The sequence below is a fragment of the Pricia mediterranea genome (assembly GCF_032248455.1).
Taxonomy (GTDB): domain Bacteria; phylum Bacteroidota; class Bacteroidia; order Flavobacteriales; family Flavobacteriaceae; genus Pricia; species Pricia mediterranea.
The window spans coordinates 1464000-1480079 of the sequence record NZ_JAVTTP010000001.1 but is presented as its reverse complement, the minus strand read 5'-3'; the positions used below and the strand labels follow the sequence as shown (position 1 = coordinate 1480079).

The following is a 16080-nucleotide window of genomic DNA, read 5'->3' as shown; positions in this document are numbered from 1 at the left end:
TATAAGATAGTTATACTCAAAAATGATTATCTATATTTATCCGTGAAACGGATAGCGAGGTGCATTCCAAGTAACTTGGAATTGTCTACTTCTTACGAAGTGTTTTAACTTAAAAGCAAACAAATGGAACAGAGGAAAAGAGGCCGGAAACGGTTGGGAAAAAAGAAGAGGGGGCATAACGTAATGCTCCGTTTCAACGATATGGAATATGAAAGATTGAAAAAAATATGCGAATCCTATGACTTGGATATTTCGGAAAGGGGAACGATAAGTCCGTTGCTGAGAAGATTGGTCTTGAACGGCGAAGCGGAGGAAAAAGATAGGCTCCCTGACAAATCGAACCTTGCCTACCATATCAACAAAATAGGCAATAACATCAACCAGTTGGTCAAGATCGCGCACCATAAGAACCTGAGAAGCCCGAATTCGGACCTCGAACGGGAAATTAACAGGACCAACGAACTGCTCTACATGATTATCGAAATTACGATGGAAGAAAAATCGGGATGATAGCAAAGATCATTTATGGCGAAACCTGTACGGGGACATTGAACTATGCCTTCGGAAAAGAAGGTATGCGAATACTCGGTTACGGCAATACATTTTCCCAAAGCATATCGCGGAAGTTCTTCGGGAGCGTGCTCCATTTCCAGGGACAGCGCAACGCCACCAAGAACCGCTATGCACATATCAGTCTGAACCTTCCGCACGGCGAACGCCTTGATGACGGTACGTTCCTTAAGATCTCCGAAGAGTACATGGAAAAGATGGGCTATGGGGAACAGCCCTATGTAACGGTAAGGCACACGGATACCGAGCACGAACACGTCCATATCGTATCCACCATCGTAAAGGAGGACGGAAAAGTACTCGAAATCTTCAACAGCCATAGAAGGAGCATGGCGACACGGCAGTATCTGGAAAAAAAATACGGCCTGTCCCCGGCACCGACGACAAAACAGAAAAGGGAACTCCCGATATACCGATCGCCGGGACTACTGTTCGGCATGGATGCGGAAAAAGGAACGAAGCATTATCTGCAGGACGTACTGAACGGCATCAACCAGAAATACAAGGTGCGTAGCTTCGGGGAACTGGCAAGATTGGTGAAACCTTACCATATCGAACTAAGACAGACCAAAAACGAATCCGGTAGGGTAGGGGTCGCCTATGGACTGGACAACCAAAAGGGCTACCGGACAAGGTTCATCAACGGCTCCGAAGTACACCGAGGGCTGAGCGGCCCGAAACTACAAAAGGTCTTCGATATCCATTCCAGCTCGAAGCTGTTGCCGATGCACCGCAAACGGCTGCTGAAACAGATAGAGACTACCTATGGCCTTTTCAAAACAATACATCCAAATGACCTAGAAGATGTGCTAAAGGAATATCAGGACATCGACAGAAACTGGACAAAAAGGAAGACGGTATCGAGGGATTTATAATCTATGACAGATCGCGATATGTTTTTAGGGATAGGGAACTGGGCAAGAACATACGGATTCAAAACCGCAAGGATATTTTCAGTAACGGTGACGGAACCACTGAAATCGATACCGAAAGCAGACAGTTCAAATTGGAAGTAAACAAACTGATAAAGGAGGCATTAACAACATCCTATCTGAAATCCCCCAAACAGAACGGGTTGTTCTCGCAGTATATCGTGACCAGGAATTTTGGCGACATCGTTCCGAGTTTGACGGCCTCGAAAAAGCATAATTTCCTGGAACGCTATATCCCAAGAAACCAAAGAAAGGCATTCAGGAAAGCGATAGAAAACGCCTTTCCGATCGTCAGGGAAAGATTGTACGAACTGGAAATGAAAAAGGAAAGGGAAACCTTGGAAAACAAGTTCAAGCTCATTGGTAATATACTCAAAAAGCGAATTTTCGATGTCAGAACGAAACAGGGAAGCGTCCGTTTTTTGTTCCAATCCTTGGGCGTGAAATACTATGACAACAAGTTGTCCTTTACCGGTTCGAACAGGCATACCGTTCCAGTTCCTTTGGGCCGTTTGCCCATCCCAAATGCCATGGAGGAATATGTGTCTACGGGTTTCGTCCGTCAAAACCATTTGATGCTCGAAATGTTATCGGAGCAGAGTTCCGAAAACAGCCCTAAGCTAACGGCAACGGCCATTTTTCTGCCGATGGTGTTTCCCAAGCTCTATGAAAGAATGAACACTGTTCATAAAAAACAATATGAAATTATCGCATTGGCTTCCTATCTGCAGCATGCGGAACGGGTGCATGCGCCTTTTGAAAAATCTCCTAAGGACTATATCGCCTTTTTCAATGCAAAGGGGTTCTATTTTGCAAAAGGGGAGGAGGGGTTCGAGGTCAAATCCATATATACCGACAATATGACAAGTTACCGGTTGCCGAAAAGAACGAGCATATATTTGAATTCCATTCCAGATTTGAACGCATCATTGCAGGGACAACAAACCGTTATCAATGGCCTTGTTGAAGATGGTAGAAACGACCTTAAGAATCTATGGGCCGGCCACCTCATGGAAAGGAGGATGTACGATAGGACCGCCTTTATGGTATCGGTGGAAAAGGTTTACCCGAACCTACATCGGGATATCATACAACATCACATGGATAATGGGCTCCGCGAAATTCTGAAGGTGGCATCCGAAAAGCTATCGAGTATCCGACAGAACCGATCGTTACGGAAAGGCGTTTATGCGGTAAGTTCATTATTGGGTGATAGGGGCGAAAAACAAAAAGAGGTCTTTAACGGGTTCAAGGACGAGTTTACAGATTTTACAAATTACAAGGGGAAAGGTATGGGGCTTTCGTGGTAAAATTCAAAATGATGCTTTTGGACAGGCAAATTTGCGCCCTGTCGGGCGCTTTTTTGTGGATAGGGGAGAAGAAGTATGGTGCGCCGAGCAAAAGTACAGTTGCGCCCTACAAAGTTTCTTCTTAACGCTTACCTGTCGGGACGCTAAAGAAACTCCGCAGAATCCACGCGCAGGTAAGGTTATGGAAAGATTTTGGGGAGGATGGAAATTTTTCTCTTATATTCAATTAAGGGAATTGATGACTTGTGGACAATTTAATAAGAATAGGGAGAGAAAGGGCAAAGACGTTTAGAACCCTTGCGGTCCAATTTGTATCCAAAAAATCGGTTTTGCAATCTCAAATAAGTCCATATAAAACCAAATAACACCAATTTATGAGTGCAAATTGAGTGCAAATAAAAAAGACCTCAAAGAAATTAATCTGTAAAGTCTTGATTTTCAAGTGATCGCGGCAGGATTCGAACCTGCGACCGTCTGCTTAGAAGGCAGATGCTCTATCCAGCTGAGCTACGCGACCTCTTTGTTAATTAGCGTGCAAACTTACTAAAATTATGGATTTCGCAAGCTGTCAACAAGTCATAATTTTAAATTTGCCGAAATTTTTATACTGTCGCATAATAGTGGATGGTAACTACGGATCTAATAATATCTCTAAAATCTCGATGGCGGTATCCGTAAGCTTAGAACCCGGACCGAATATCGCGGTGACCCCGCTATCGAGCAGAAAATCATAGTCTTGTTGGGGAATAACCCCGCCAACGATAACCCTGATATCCCCACGCCCATAATTCCCAAGTTCCCTGATTACTTGGGGCACGAGAGTTTTATGTCCGGCCGCCAAGGAGGAAACGCCCAAGATGTGCACATCGTTTTCAACCGCTTGCTTTGCTGCCTCGGCCGGGGTTTGGAATAGGGGCCCTATATCGACATCGAAACCGAGGTCGGCGTAGCCGGTCGCCACGACCTTCGCGCCGCGGTCATGGCCGTCCTGTCCCATTTTTGCGATGAGGATGCGGGGCCGGCGACCGTCCTGTTCCGCAAAGCGGTCGGAGAGTTCGCGGGCCTTTTTAAAACTGTCGTTTTCTTGAATCTCTTTGGAATACACCCCGGTAATGGATTGAATTTTAGCCCTATGTCTGCCGAAAGCGGTTTCCAGGGCCTGGCTGATTTCGCCCAAGGTGGCCCGAACCTTGGCCGCCTCGACGGCTAAAGCTAACAAATTTTGGTCAGTGCCGTGCACATTGTTGACCGATTCGAGGCTTACTGGCGAGGTAGCGTTCAAGCTTCGGTGTTTGCCGGCAACTTCTTGGGAATCGGATTCGGAGCCATCCCTTTCTAAGGCATCGTTTTCTGCACGGGACGCTCTCGCATCTTTGGAAATATCCATTTTGCGTTGGGCCACAGCGGTCAATTTTTTCAATGCGGTTTCGACCGCGTCGTTGTCGCGCTGTCTCTTAACGGATGCCAAACGTTCAAGTTGTTCTTTTCGCACCTGTTCCGTGTCCACTTCCAAAATCTGTAATTCGTCCTCCTTATCAAGTCGGTATCTGTTCACCCCGACAATCGTTTCCTGTCCACTGTCTATCCGGGCCTGTTTTTGTGCCGCTGCCGCCTCGATGCGCATTTTCGGGATGCCCGCTTCGATGGCCTCCGTCATGCCGCCCAGATCTTCCACCTCCTGGATCAGTGCCCAAGCTTTATGCGCCAGGTCATGGGTCAGGCCTTCGATATAGTGGCTTCCTGCCCAAGGATCTACGGTCTTGGTAATCTTGGTTTCGTCCCTCAGGAAAAGCTGTGTATTGCGGGCGATCCTGGCGGAAAAATCGGTGGGCAGGGCCATCGCTTCGTCCAAGGCATTGGTATGCAGGCTTTGCGTTCCTCCGAAAACCGCAGCGGCCGCCTCGATGGTGGTACGGGCCACATTGTTGAAAGGATCTTGTGCGGTGAGGCTCCATCCACTGGTCTGGGAGTGGGCGCGGAGGGACATCGATTTTTCGTTTTTGGGATCGAAGTTTTTCACCAGCTTGGCCCAGAGCATCCGCCCGGCACGCAATTTGGCGATTTCGATAAAATGGTCCATCCCGATGCCCCAAAAAAACGATAGTCGCGGTGCAAAGTGGTCGATATACAATCCCGCATTTAGGCCTGTGCGAATGTACTCCAATCCGTCCGCCAGGGTATAGGCCAGTTCGAGTTCGGCAGTGGCGCCGGCCTCGTGCATGTGATATCCCGAAATACTGATGCTATTGAACTTGGGCATATGCTTGCTGGTGTATTCGAATATATCGGACACAATCTGCATCGATGGGGCGGGAGGGTAGATGTAGGTGTTGCGCACCATAAACTCCTTTAGGATGTCGTTTTGGATGGTACCGGTCAATTTTTTCAGGGGCACGCCCTGCTCTTGTGCTGCCACGATGTAGAAGGCCATGGTAGGCAGTACCGCTCCGTTCATGGTCATGGAAACGGACATTTCATCCAAGGGGATTCCCTCGAAGAGCATTTTCATATCCTCGACGGTGTCTATGGCCACGCCTGCCTTGCCCACATCACCGGTGACCCGTGCGTGGTCGCTGTCATACCCCCGATGGGTCGGCAGGTCAAAGGCAATGGAGAGTCCCTTTTGCCCCGCCTTCAGGTTTCGCCGGTAAAAGGCATTGCTTTCCTCGGCAGTCGAAAACCCCGCGTACTGCCGGATGGTCCAAGGCCGCTGTACATACATGCTGGCGTAGGGCCCACGCAGAAAGGGAGCCGTACCTGCCGTAAAATCGAGGTGTTCAAAATTATGAACCGATGAAATAGAATCTCGATTTTCAGGCAGTTTAATATGTTGTATATTTTTTCTTTCCATTGAATTTATTGCTTCCAACGACTAACGACTATTGACTAACGGTTACTCTCCAACCGCTCTTTCTCGATTCCCTCCGCCAAGCGCCTTTCGACGATGGGTTCGATCAGGGTTTTGCGTTGTTTTGTTTTAACAAAAGGATACAGTTCCAGGTTTTCCTTCATAGTATCCGCTGCATTTTGAAAGGAATTGGTTCCTACTAAAATTTCATCCCCTTTATCAAAGCGATGTTGCTCTTTGGCTGCGCTCTCCTTTATTTTTCTTTGGATGGTCTGGGCTTTTAACTGCTTCAAAAATCCTCCGTTTTGCTCGATACTCTTGAATAGTAACAAAGCTTTCTCCGCCAACTGTTTTGTCAACGATTCGATATAATAAGCTCCCGCGGCAGGATGTTCCCTGCCTTCGAAATAGCTCTCTTTCTTTAGGATAAGCAATTGGTTTCGGGCGATACGTTCTGAAAATTCATTGGATTTTTTATAAAGGGCGTCGTAGGGAAGGTTGCAGACGCTATCCGCTCCCCCGAGAATGGCGGACATGCATTCCGTAGTCGATCGCAGCAGGTTGACATTAAAGTCGTACAAAGTTTTGTTTCGTTTTGACGGAACGGCGAGAATATGGCAGCGCGGGGATACTTGATATTCTGCGGCCAAGGTCTGCCATAACATACGCATGGCCCTAATTTTGGCGATTTCAAAGAAGTAGTTGCCGCCCACTGCTATTTTGAAAGTGATTTTTTCATTGAGATTAGGCTCTTCAGTGGCAAGAGATCCTGTTATTAGACCTAGGTCCCCGGAAGTTTCTTTACTCCTCTCGCGTCCTCCAGCGTTGTGGCGGTCGTTCGTGTTCCTATCCTCAGAAAAACCACTCCCGTTCCGAAATTTCCCACATCGGTTCAGGTATTCGTTGGCATGAGCAAGGGCGTAGGCCAACTGTTGTACGATGTTGGCTCCGGCATTTTGGTACAGCGAGGCATCGACCCCGATAGTGTTCATGGTTCCGCCTTGCGTGTGAGCTGCCAAAAGCTCATCGAGCAATTTAAAGTCTTTCTCCAAATTATAAAACCAATTCCCGGTGCAGGCCAAATGGGCAATGATATCAAGGTTAAGATGGACATTCCCCAGGGAATCCCCGGCAAAATCCATCCCTTTTTGGATGTAATCCAGATTAAAGAATCGAAAATTGAAATGCAGTGGAACAGTGCCCGGGTCAATGTCCTTGAGCAGCACTCCCAAATCGACATCCTCGGATGGAATCGTAAAAATCAGACTCTCGGCACCCCGTTGCAGCACATCCCGTGCCTTGGCGTTCGCCCTGGCCGCGTCGGCGACAAAAACCTCTTGCGTAACCTGCCAGGAAAGCCGCTTTGTACGAGTGATTACCCCACCCTGTTGCGATAACGGCCGCTCTTTGGTAGTTTCAGCGGCCCTTTTCCCCAACGAAGGTTTCTCTTGAACCGTTTCAGCACCCTTATTTCCCGAGGAAGGCTGCTCTTGGGCAGTTTCGGCATCCCTTTGTAACCGGGAAAGTTGTTCTTGGGTAACATCGGAACCGACTTTTGGCAGGTCTTCCGCATGATAAAAAGGTTTGACCTTGATGCCTTCGGGCGATTCCCATACCACATGTTCATTGTAATCCTTGCCCTTTAGCCCGTACTGAATCTTCTGTTTCCAGGCTTTTGCGGGAACCGGATCGAATTCGGAGAACAGTTTCTTTTCCATTCCCACTAAGTTACGGAAATTCTTTTGTGCCAATAATCGCCTCCGCGTTATCTACGTCAAAACTTTTAGCGATTGTTTTAGTATATGATGGACTACCGATAAGGCGTTCCCTAAAATTAACTTAGTTTCGTCCTATAGTATTACCTAGAACCTGTTACTTTATTATGTCTTCAAAATCCGATACGGACTGGACCTTGGTCGTTACCTCCGAGACCAAATGGTCTGCAAGTACTGCACCTACTCATCCATCGGGGGCAGAGGTGTCTTTACGACATTGATTCTACTTTGTACGGCTGGGGGCTTTTGTTGCATGTGTTTATTGGGGTGAAAGGTGGACTAAATCCTATATTCTCGAACGGGGGGGTGCCATACTCCTTTGTTCAAATTAGGACGATTAGCAAACTACCATTTTAACCTTCTTAGTATGTTTCCATATCAATATATATATTTAACTCCATTACCTGAGTGACTGTTCCCAATCCGTTACATCGCTCAGCAACCAGATGGTGTCTCTGTTTTTGGTGCTGTTTTTGCGGTCTGCGATTGAGATTTTGTTCTCTGTGTTTAGATTGTTTACTTTGTCATCAAAATAGTAAGATAGTCAATTCAAGCCTGTCTTCCATCTTTGACAATACTTTGGTGCGTCATTTTATAGTAAAGCCTATATGTTGTAATTTGGCTATCGAATCGATATCAACTTAGAAATGAAATGGGTAGAAAAACCTTATATATCATAGCTTCCTTTGCGGTCGCAATAATTTTTACATCCTGCAAGGAAACCAAAAAGAGCGACAATATGAATGATGAAACCGCTTCAAAATCTGAAAAACCCATCCAAACTAATCTGCAAGAATCAGATTTCGAGACCGAAATCGACGGCAAGCCCGTCCGATTGTATTGGTTGAAAAAAGATGATTTGACAATGGCCATGACGAACTACGGCGCGCGTATCGTGGGGCTGTGGACGCCGGACAAGAACGGTGACCTTACCGATGTCGTTATCGGCCGCAGCAGCGCCCAAGCCTATGTTGACGGACCGGAATCTTACTTCGGGGCCACCATCGGAAGGGTCGGCAATCGTATCGCCCAAGGTAAATTCGAGGTTGACGGAAGGGAATATTCCATAGAGCCCAACAACAACGAAAATGCCTTGCATGGCGGAGAACACGGATTTCAGGACAAGGTATGGGATGCGAACCAGCCCAACGGCTATACTTTAGAGCTACGCTATACCTCTCCCGATGGGGAAGAGGGCTTTCCGGGGGAGCTCGAGGCCAAGGCGACTTATTCCTTGATTGACGACCATACCCTAAAAATCGAATATGAGGCCACTACCGATAAACCTACGGTGATTAACTTGACCAATCACGCCTACTTCAACCTGAACGGGGAGGGGAGTGGCAGCATTCTCGACCACAGGATCCAGATTTATGCGGACAAGTTTACGCCGGTCGATGAAGGTCTGATTCCCATCGGCGAGCTGAGGGAGGTCGCGGGTACGCCTTTCGATTTTACGAGTCCCCATACCATCGGCGAGCGTATCGATGCCGATAACGAACAGTTAGGTTTCGGGGGCGGCTACGACCACAATTTTGTGCTGGGCAGCAAGCGGGAGAAAGGCATGAACCATGCTGCCAAGGTCATCGGCGACAAGTCGGGCATTATTATGGACGTGTTTACCGAAGAACCGGGGGTGCAGTTTTATACCGGTAATTTTATGGCTTCGGAGAACACCTTGAAATCCGGTGCGAAAGACGACAAAAGATCCGCCTTCTGTCTGGAGACCCAACATTTCCCCGATGCACCGAACCAGCCGAAATTTCCATCGATTGAGCTACGGCCGGAAGATACCTATCGTACGGTTACGGAGTATCAATTTTCGACGGAATAAAATCCGAGGTGGAACATACCAATCCCTGTTCCCCCGGATCCGACATGCAGAATCAACTGTCCGCCGATGATGCAAAGGACAATAGGGGATTTATACGAGGCTCCATCCGACCTCTTCAACTTCTTCGCCATATAAATGAGGCCCGAAAGAACGGGGGCGCTCGAATCGATTTCGCATAAAGATGACCTAAATCCCCAAAAATGGGGATTGTTTCCTTTCATCCTTTTGATCATCTTACCACCCTTACCGACCAACCACCGACCGAAAAGCGGGTTTCAACATTAGCGTGAGCTACTCCCCACCGCTATGTTTTTCTACCCAGACCCTGAGGTTCCCCACCTTTACACTCCCCCAATACCAACGTTTTGACACCCGTCGACAGTACCCCAATACGTTCCCCCGATCCATTGGTTAATGACCTTATCGTATGATCGGAATAGCCTTAAAATTATTGCAGGACGAACTGGGCAGCTATATTTCCCTCAATAGCCCAGGCGACGACATTACCTCCGACGATGTCATCCTACACAATATTGCCTTGCTTGACAATGAGGAAGCCGATCTGAACAACAAGATTGTCATGACCTTGGTGAACATCGAGGAAGAAAGTACCCTAAAGAACTGTGGCAATACCGTAAAGGGTATCAACGGTACCCGATATGTCGAGCCCCCGGTATTTCTCAACCTGTACATGTTGATTTCCGCAACATTGGGACCCGATTTGGCCGATGCCTATGAGTTCGCGTTGAACAGGCTGTCGCTGATCGTCCAGTTTTTCCAATCGAAAAAAACCTTTACCGTCAAGAATTCCCCCTTTGCGACCCTTTCCGGGAATACGGTGGTCACCGAGGAAGTCAAGGAGGCACTGCGGCTGAACGTCGAACTGTACACCCTGACCTTCGAACAGATCAACCATCTGTGGGGATCTTTGGGCGGTAAGCAGGTGCCATCGGCCCTCTACAAGATTCGTCTGGTGAAAATTCAGGAGAACACAGGTCAGGAGGCCCCGGTCATCGAAAGGATCAAGACGGTTGAAACCCTGATAAACGCCGATTGTGATGAGTGAAATGCATTTTAAGAAACTGGCCGAGGTGCAAATCCTGCACGACTATTTTTTGACCACCGGTGACGGCACCTCCTTTTTTGAAAGGAACAAGGCCGGAAAGGAACCCGTCCTGGTCGAAAAATTGGCCTACGGAAATTATGACATCCACGGGGTATTGGATATCCGTCCCCTGGAACAAACGAATTCAACAATGAACGAATACCGGATGATACTATCGCGTACACCGCTCGGGTTTGTTCTCGGAATGGAAGTGACGGCCGAAGACCAGGCGGGCGACACCGTCTTCCGGCCCCGCCGCGACGTGCCCGATACCGTATCCCTCAGTTTTTCGATGCGGACCCGGATGCCGTTTTTCCGGTCGATTACCAATCTGGGCTTCCGATCGGCGCTTCCCGCCATCCATTACCTTACGAACAAAGGCAGGGCCGAACTCGATGAAGCGGTCTTTCCCACCTATAAATCCCTCCAGCTTACCGACAAATTGAGGCCGCACCAACCCGGAATGCAGTATGAGATGGGAGCCCTTGTCGATTTCGGGGGTACGCTGAGGGAAGCCCTGCAACAGACCGACGGATCAGAACCCGCCCATTGGGAGGATATCAAGCATCGGCGCTATGTGAGCGGGGCGGACCGCACCTTGCTGCCGCACGAATTCGATTATACGATAAAAAAGGAAGATGCGGTATTGGATATCGCCTTCGTTTTGGAGGATGCCGGTGGCACCCCGGTGAAGTCCATCTCAAAAAGCGCTACCGAGCCGTTGGAAAACCTATCCCTGAACTTCTCCACGGTTGGGGAAGAAGCCGATTCGGAAGGGATTCCCTCCGGCGGTTACGTCTTAAAGGTCACGGCCAACGCCGGGCCGGAGCTCGCCTATGCCGTGCACCTCGACGATACCCTCTATGACAAAACGCAATGGGGCGTTATCGATTTGCGCTTTGACGAGCCCGATTCCCCCTATAGTCTGCTGGATGGTGACGGGCTATTGAAGACCCGGATGACATCCGCCGACGTGCTGGAGCCGCATCCCGTTTTCGAGGTCCGGTTCAAGAACCGACGCGCCTACTGGCGCTATAACCGGGACACCCCCTTTACGGCGGTTGAAGTGGCCGATACGAGCGCACATCTGGCCCCGGAGACGGCGGCCAACGAGAGATTGGTATCTCTTGCGCCCAAAGCACTGACGGAAACCTTGGTGCCGTTTATGAACGGGGCGGAATTGATGCTGCCCCATCCCGAAATCTCGGGCTTGCGGGTGGAGAACGACAAAATCTATTCGGAGGTGTTTCTCGGGCTGTCGAACCGGTTATTGGACTCGTCTTGAATTTTGGTAAGGCACGGCTTCTATACAACACGTGCGGTAAACAATTGAAATTATAAACCTTAAAACAGTGCATTATGAATTACAAAACACCCGGAGTTAAGATCGAGGAGATCCCGAAACTCCCACCGTCGATCGCCCAGGTAGAGACGGCCATTCCCGCCTTTATCGGGTACACCGAAAAAGCCGAGGACCAGCGCGGCGACCCGTTAACCAACGAACCGAGAAGAATAACCTCTCTGTTGGAGTATGAGCGTTTTTTCGGGAATCCGGACGAGGAAACCGGACTAACGGTCGATATCTCCGGATCTCTCGAGAATCCCGGCGACATCAAGGTAAGCCTTGCCGACCGTTCAAAATACCTCATGCACTACGCGGTGCAGATGTTCTATGCCAATGGCGGGGGCCCCTGCTGGATCGTGTCGGTGGGCGACTATTCGACCCAGATCGTTGACAGCGACGTGCTAAAGGCAGGGCTTAACGCCACCGAAAAAGTGGACGAGATTACCTTGTATGTCTATCCCGATGCCCAAGGCATCGCAGACCAGGCCAATTTTTATAGCCTGTTCAAGGAGACTTTGGATATGTGCGTAGAGCTCAAGGATCGTTTCGCGGTGATCGATATTTGGCAGAACGAGCCGATTACCGCCCTGAACTATCTCGATTTTATAAACGGGATGCGGTCGGCCAACCTCGGTGCGAGCGAGGATATATTGAAATATGGGGCCACCTATTTTCCCAATGTGGAGACCCAACTGAACTATTACTACGGAGGGGAAGGCGATGGAGATGCCAATGTCAACGTCACAGGGGCCTTTGCGGGAACCTTAGACGGACTTAAGGCCGGGAACAACGCCCTCTATTTCCAGGCGCAGAGCAAAATAAGGGACTTTCCCATGGAGATGCCGCCCTCCCCGGGAGTGGTGGGCCTCTATGCGAGTGTCGATTCGTCCCGCGGGGTGTGGAAAGCTCCTGCCAACGTAGGCATGGACCTGGTAGTGCGGCCTATGTTGAAGATTACCGACAAACAGCAGCGCGACCTGAACGTGGATGCGGGCTCCGGGCGATCGGTAAATGCCATCCGCAGCTTTGTGGGTAGGGGCCCGGCCATCGTATGGGGTGCCCGCACCCTGGCCGGCAACAGCAATGAATGGCGCTATGTGCCGGTACGCCGCTTCTTTAACATGGTCGAGGAATCCGTGAAAAAGGCCACGATCCAGTTCGTGTTCGAACCCAACGACATCAATACCTGGTCGCGGGTCAAATCGATGATCGATAACTTTCTCGTGCAGCAATGGCGGGCGGGTGCCCTGATGGGAACCACCCCTGAACAGGCCTTTTACGTAAAGGTAGGCCTGAACGAGACTATGAACGAGCTCGATATCTGGGAGGGCAGGATGATCGTCGAAATCGGCATGGCGGTCGTAAGGCCCGCTGAATTCATCATCTTGAGATTCAGCCATAAAATGCTGTCGGAATAATTAGGATATAAAACCATAAAAAACAAGAGACATGGCAAGCAATAACGGCAACGATGGTGGAACGCAGACTCCCGATACGGTAGTTTGTGATTACCTGACCATTGTCAAAAAAGAACAGAACACGGCCACCAGCGAACAAATGGCCGACGAAACGACCCGGCTATCGAAGGAGACGGCCAAGGGATATAAGATCTGTTGTCTGGATCGGGCCTCCGAAACCCACAACATGTATCAAGACCTGCTGAGCTGTGTCGCCCTGGGGCAGTACAAAAAGACCGAGATCATCCAGACGAATATCGACGAGTTCATCAAAAAGGACGACGACATCGAAAAACTGATATCGGAATCCTCTAAACTGCTGGGCGACCTGTGTACGAAAATCGTGGAAGCCAACGATGAACTCTGTACCATGACCAACTGCGTCAAGAACAAGGTGCTCTCCAAATCCAGCAAAATAACCGAAGATGACCGAAAGGCCGTGGACGACTGTTTGAAGGAGCTGAACGGGGAATCCAACAAAATGGTCGAAAAGGGCAAGAATGCGGTAGAGTCGATAATTACCATTGCAGGCATCCAGACCTTTACCAATACAACAAGCTTGAAGGCCTTTGTCGATACCTTGGTCGAAAAGATGGCCGCCTTCAAACAGTGTACCGAAGACTATATCGAATCCACCGGGGAAGAGGTCGAGGCCGCCAGGGAAGAACTGAACGCGATTATGGAAGAGCTCGCCCAGATTGAATGCGACGCGGCCTCGGAAGGAACCACTGTCGAGGGCCTACAACTTTTGATCGATTTCATTTGCGATTGCGACTGTGACGGGGAGTGCCTCGACCTGTGCGAGGAGTTCGAGGAATGCTGTGAAGAAGCCGATGACACTCCCCCGCAAAAGGCGAGAACGATCAAAAAGGGAGATCAGAATTAATTAACCCATAAAAGAAAAATACGATGAGAAGCTTTATAAAAGACCCGCAAAGTACCTGCTGCGACGACAACGGGGGCAATGGGGACCCGGGATCCAAAACATGTCTCGAAAAATGGAGGGATGACCTTGAAACGGTCTGCGACCGGTACAGTGTCGAGGCGGCCGAGACCGCAAAACACAAAGAAGCCTACGACAATTCCCTGAACTGGGAGTCCAAACTCAAAAATTGGTGCACCCTCATCGAGACCACCGACGACAAGGTAAAAGCCGTCATCCAGGAACTCGATTTTTTGTTGGAACAGCTGAAGACCGTTTGTGTGAAATCGAAATGCACCTACGAGGTGCTACAGAAACTGACCTGTTTGGTCAAGACCATCTTCGATAGTTTCCAGACCTATGACGACAACGACCAGGGACTGAAGAAAAAGATCCTGTATTTCAAGGAGCTTATCAATTGCCTCAAGCATATCGGCGAAAACGACAAGGCCGAGGTCATCGCCTGTATCGAGGCCTATGAGGCCAAGATTACCGCCATTTGCGACCTGCAGAAAGAGGTACTAGACAAGTTGCTTGAAACCCTGAAATGTGCCGATCTGCTGTGGGCATACCTCTGCGGCGAACTGGGGCTGGAATATAAACTGGAAGGCATCCGCGATATCCTCAACGGGGAGACCACGTTCGGCGAAGACGATGATTGCGAACCGGGCGAGGAAGGCGAGGTGACCGAGCCGCAATATCCGTGTGACCACAAAGCGGCCAAACCCCAGCCGGAATTCCCCATTAGGGAAGAAACCGACGATTTGGATACCATCAGCGGAAACACCTACTACGTAAAGATCAAGGGGGAGTTCAAGGAAGCCGAGGGCCAGACCAAGGCCTTGAAGGACCTTTGGGTCGAAAGCAAAAAAACAAGCGACAAATCCCTCTCGGAAAAGAACAGCCTGACCGATGCCATTGCGGCGGCCGAGGCGCTCGAGACAGGCAAATAAGCAGTTAACCAACAATACAGCAGTACTAATATTAAAAATTAAGATATGGCAGCTATAGGAGATTATCCGTTACCCAAGTTTCATTTCTTGGTCGAATGGGGAAGCGATTTCAGGATTGGGTTCACGGAATGCAGCGGACTGGATTTTGAAACCGAAGTGATCGAATACCGGGAGGGCAGCAGCAAGAAATACAACAAGAGCAAACAGCCGGGCCTGACCAAGTACAGCAACGTGACCCTAAAAAGGGGAACGTTCGAAGGCGACTTCGACTTCTTTACCGAATGGCAAAAGACCTATTTCTTTCAGGAAGGCAACGAAACGGGATCGAAGTACCGCAGGGCCGTTACCATCAAACTGTTGAACGAGAACCACGAGCCTATCATCACCTGGGTACTCGAGAACGCCTGGCCGAGCAAGGTACAGTCCACCGACCTCAAGGCCGATGCCAACGAGGTGGCGGTCGAGACCATGGAGCTGGTCCATGAGGGGCTCACCATTTTGGAGGCGAAATAAGGAAAGCGTATGGAATTGGTATCGAATACGGTGCATCAGATCGTCGGCTTCCATTTTAGGGTGTTCTTTTTTGACCTCTCCGACGGAAAGGAAGCGGACCTGAAATTTCAGTCCGTTTCAGGGCTGGACGTGCAGATTGAAAAGGAAACCTTGAAGGAAGGCGGTGAAAACCGGTTTGAACACAATATTCCCGGTCGCAGAAAATACAGTGCCCTTACCCTCAAAAGAGGCATCCTCACGCCCGCCGATTCCGCCCTAACCGTCTGGTTGCAGAAAGCCTTCCAAGATTTGGAAATCACCCCCTTGAGCCGAGTAGACGTCGAGCTGCTGAACGAGAACCACGACATCCTCATGCAGTGGGAGCTGTCGCACGTATGGCCCGTCAGCTGGAAGGTGGGCGAGCTCAATGCCGAAAGGGGAGAGGTGCTGATCGAGACCCTCGAACTCAGCTATAACTATTTTAAGCTGGTCGCGAACTAGCGCAAACGCCCCCTTGGCAATTTCTTGATTTGGAAT

13 protein-coding genes and 1 tRNA gene are annotated in these 16080 nt (G+C 49.5%); 11 read left to right on the top strand and 3 right to left on the bottom strand.

Annotated features, from left to right (window positions below; translation table 11 throughout):
- The first annotated feature begins 123 nt into the window (after nucleotides 1-123).
- The 3 genes from RQM65_RS06260 to RQM65_RS06250 all read left to right on the top strand — a co-directional run bounded on the left by RQM65_RS06260 (nucleotide 124) and on the right by RQM65_RS06250 (nucleotide 2812).
- Entirely contained in the window at nucleotides 124-510 is a 387-nt protein-coding gene (locus tag RQM65_RS06260; protein ID WP_314013485.1) for a hypothetical protein, read from the top strand.
- Nucleotides 507-1445, top strand: coding sequence for a relaxase/mobilization nuclease domain-containing protein (locus RQM65_RS06255; protein ID WP_314013483.1), 939 nt, complete (start codon nucleotides 507-509; stop codon nucleotides 1443-1445). The genes RQM65_RS06260 and RQM65_RS06255 overlap by 4 nt, the downstream gene beginning before the upstream one ends.
- Nucleotides 1446-1576: 131 nt before the next feature.
- Complete coding sequence (locus RQM65_RS06250; protein WP_314013482.1) at nucleotides 1577-2812, top strand: hypothetical protein; 1236 nt, start codon at nucleotides 1577-1579, stop codon at nucleotides 2810-2812.
- A 443-nt stretch (nucleotides 2813-3255) separates the two neighbouring features.
- Here RQM65_RS06250 and RQM65_RS06245 read toward each other — a convergent pair.
- The 3 genes from RQM65_RS06245 to RQM65_RS06235 form a co-directional block, all read right to left on the bottom strand.
- Nucleotides 3256-3329: transfer RNA gene (locus RQM65_RS06245), tRNA-Arg, on the bottom strand.
- A 114-nt stretch (nucleotides 3330-3443) separates the two neighbouring features.
- A complete protein-coding gene (scpA, locus tag RQM65_RS06240) occupies nucleotides 3444-5663 on the bottom strand; it encodes a methylmalonyl-CoA mutase (RefSeq protein WP_314013481.1) in 2220 nt (739 codons plus the stop codon).
- 35 nt (nucleotides 5664-5698) lie between these two features.
- Nucleotides 5699-7378, bottom strand: a complete 1680-nt coding sequence (locus RQM65_RS06235; RefSeq protein WP_314013480.1) for a methylmalonyl-CoA mutase subunit beta — start codon at nucleotides 7376-7378, stop codon at nucleotides 5699-5701.
- Between the two features lie 709 nt (nucleotides 7379-8087).
- Between RQM65_RS06235 and RQM65_RS06230 the strand changes: the two genes are divergently transcribed.
- The 8 genes from RQM65_RS06230 to RQM65_RS06195 all read left to right on the top strand — a co-directional run bounded on the left by RQM65_RS06230 (nucleotide 8088) and on the right by RQM65_RS06195 (nucleotide 16044).
- Nucleotides 8088-9269: an aldose epimerase family protein gene (locus tag RQM65_RS06230; protein WP_314013478.1), complete on the top strand. Its 1182-nt coding sequence runs from the start codon at nucleotides 8088-8090 to the stop codon at nucleotides 9267-9269.
- 427 nt (nucleotides 9270-9696) lie between these two features.
- On the top strand, nucleotides 9697-10335 hold the full coding sequence (locus RQM65_RS06225; RefSeq protein WP_314013476.1) for a Pvc16 family protein: 639 nt from the start codon (nucleotides 9697-9699) through the stop codon (nucleotides 10333-10335).
- Nucleotides 10328-11659 carry a hypothetical protein gene (locus tag RQM65_RS06220; protein WP_314013474.1) on the top strand — a complete coding sequence of 444 codons (1332 nt, stop codon included), beginning with the start codon at nucleotides 10328-10330 and terminating at the stop codon, nucleotides 11657-11659. The genes RQM65_RS06225 and RQM65_RS06220 overlap by 8 nt, the downstream gene beginning before the upstream one ends.
- Before the next feature lie 74 nt (nucleotides 11660-11733).
- Entirely contained in the window at nucleotides 11734-13137 is a 1404-nt protein-coding gene (locus RQM65_RS06215; protein ID WP_314013472.1) for a phage tail sheath family protein, read from the top strand.
- A 31-nt stretch (nucleotides 13138-13168) separates the two neighbouring features.
- A complete protein-coding gene (locus RQM65_RS06210; RefSeq protein WP_314013470.1) occupies nucleotides 13169-14062 on the top strand; it encodes a hypothetical protein in 894 nt (297 codons plus the stop codon).
- Between the two features lie 23 nt (nucleotides 14063-14085).
- Nucleotides 14086-15051, top strand: a complete 966-nt coding sequence (locus RQM65_RS06205) for a hypothetical protein (RefSeq protein WP_314013468.1) — start codon at nucleotides 14086-14088, stop codon at nucleotides 15049-15051.
- A 45-nt stretch (nucleotides 15052-15096) separates the two neighbouring features.
- On the top strand, nucleotides 15097-15564 hold the full coding sequence (locus RQM65_RS06200) for a phage tail protein (RefSeq protein WP_314013466.1): 468 nt from the start codon (nucleotides 15097-15099) through the stop codon (nucleotides 15562-15564).
- Between the two features lie 9 nt (nucleotides 15565-15573).
- The gene (locus RQM65_RS06195; protein ID WP_314013465.1) at nucleotides 15574-16044 is read left to right on the top strand and encodes a phage tail protein; all 471 of its coding nucleotides are present in this window, start codon (nucleotides 15574-15576) and stop codon (nucleotides 16042-16044) included.
- The last annotated feature ends 36 nt before the right edge of the window (nucleotides 16045-16080 follow it).

Coding starts and splice junctions, on each gene's coding strand:
- RQM65_RS06260 (WP_314013485.1), top strand. CDS start 124: ATGGAACAGAGGAAAAGAGGCCGGAAACGGTTGGGAAAAAAGAAGAGG.
- RQM65_RS06255 (WP_314013483.1), top strand. CDS start 507: ATGATAGCAAAGATCATTTATGGCGAAACCTGTACGGGGACATTGAAC.
- scpA (WP_314013481.1), bottom strand. CDS start 5,663: ATGGAAAGAAAAAATATACAACATATTAAACTGCCTGAAAATCGAGAT.
- RQM65_RS06235 (WP_314013480.1), bottom strand. CDS start 7,378: ATGGAAAAGAAACTGTTCTCCGAATTCGATCCGGTTCCCGCAAAAGCC.
- RQM65_RS06230 (WP_314013478.1), top strand. CDS start 8,088: ATGGGTAGAAAAACCTTATATATCATAGCTTCCTTTGCGGTCGCAATA.
- RQM65_RS06225 (WP_314013476.1), top strand. CDS start 9,697: ATGATCGGAATAGCCTTAAAATTATTGCAGGACGAACTGGGCAGCTAT.
- RQM65_RS06220 (WP_314013474.1), top strand. CDS start 10,328: ATGAGTGAAATGCATTTTAAGAAACTGGCCGAGGTGCAAATCCTGCAC.
- RQM65_RS06215 (WP_314013472.1), top strand. CDS start 11,734: ATGAATTACAAAACACCCGGAGTTAAGATCGAGGAGATCCCGAAACTC.
- RQM65_RS06210 (WP_314013470.1), top strand. CDS start 13,169: ATGGCAAGCAATAACGGCAACGATGGTGGAACGCAGACTCCCGATACG.
- RQM65_RS06205 (WP_314013468.1), top strand. CDS start 14,086: ATGAGAAGCTTTATAAAAGACCCGCAAAGTACCTGCTGCGACGACAAC.
- RQM65_RS06200 (WP_314013466.1), top strand. CDS start 15,097: ATGGCAGCTATAGGAGATTATCCGTTACCCAAGTTTCATTTCTTGGTC.
- RQM65_RS06195 (WP_314013465.1), top strand. CDS start 15,574: ATGGAATTGGTATCGAATACGGTGCATCAGATCGTCGGCTTCCATTTT.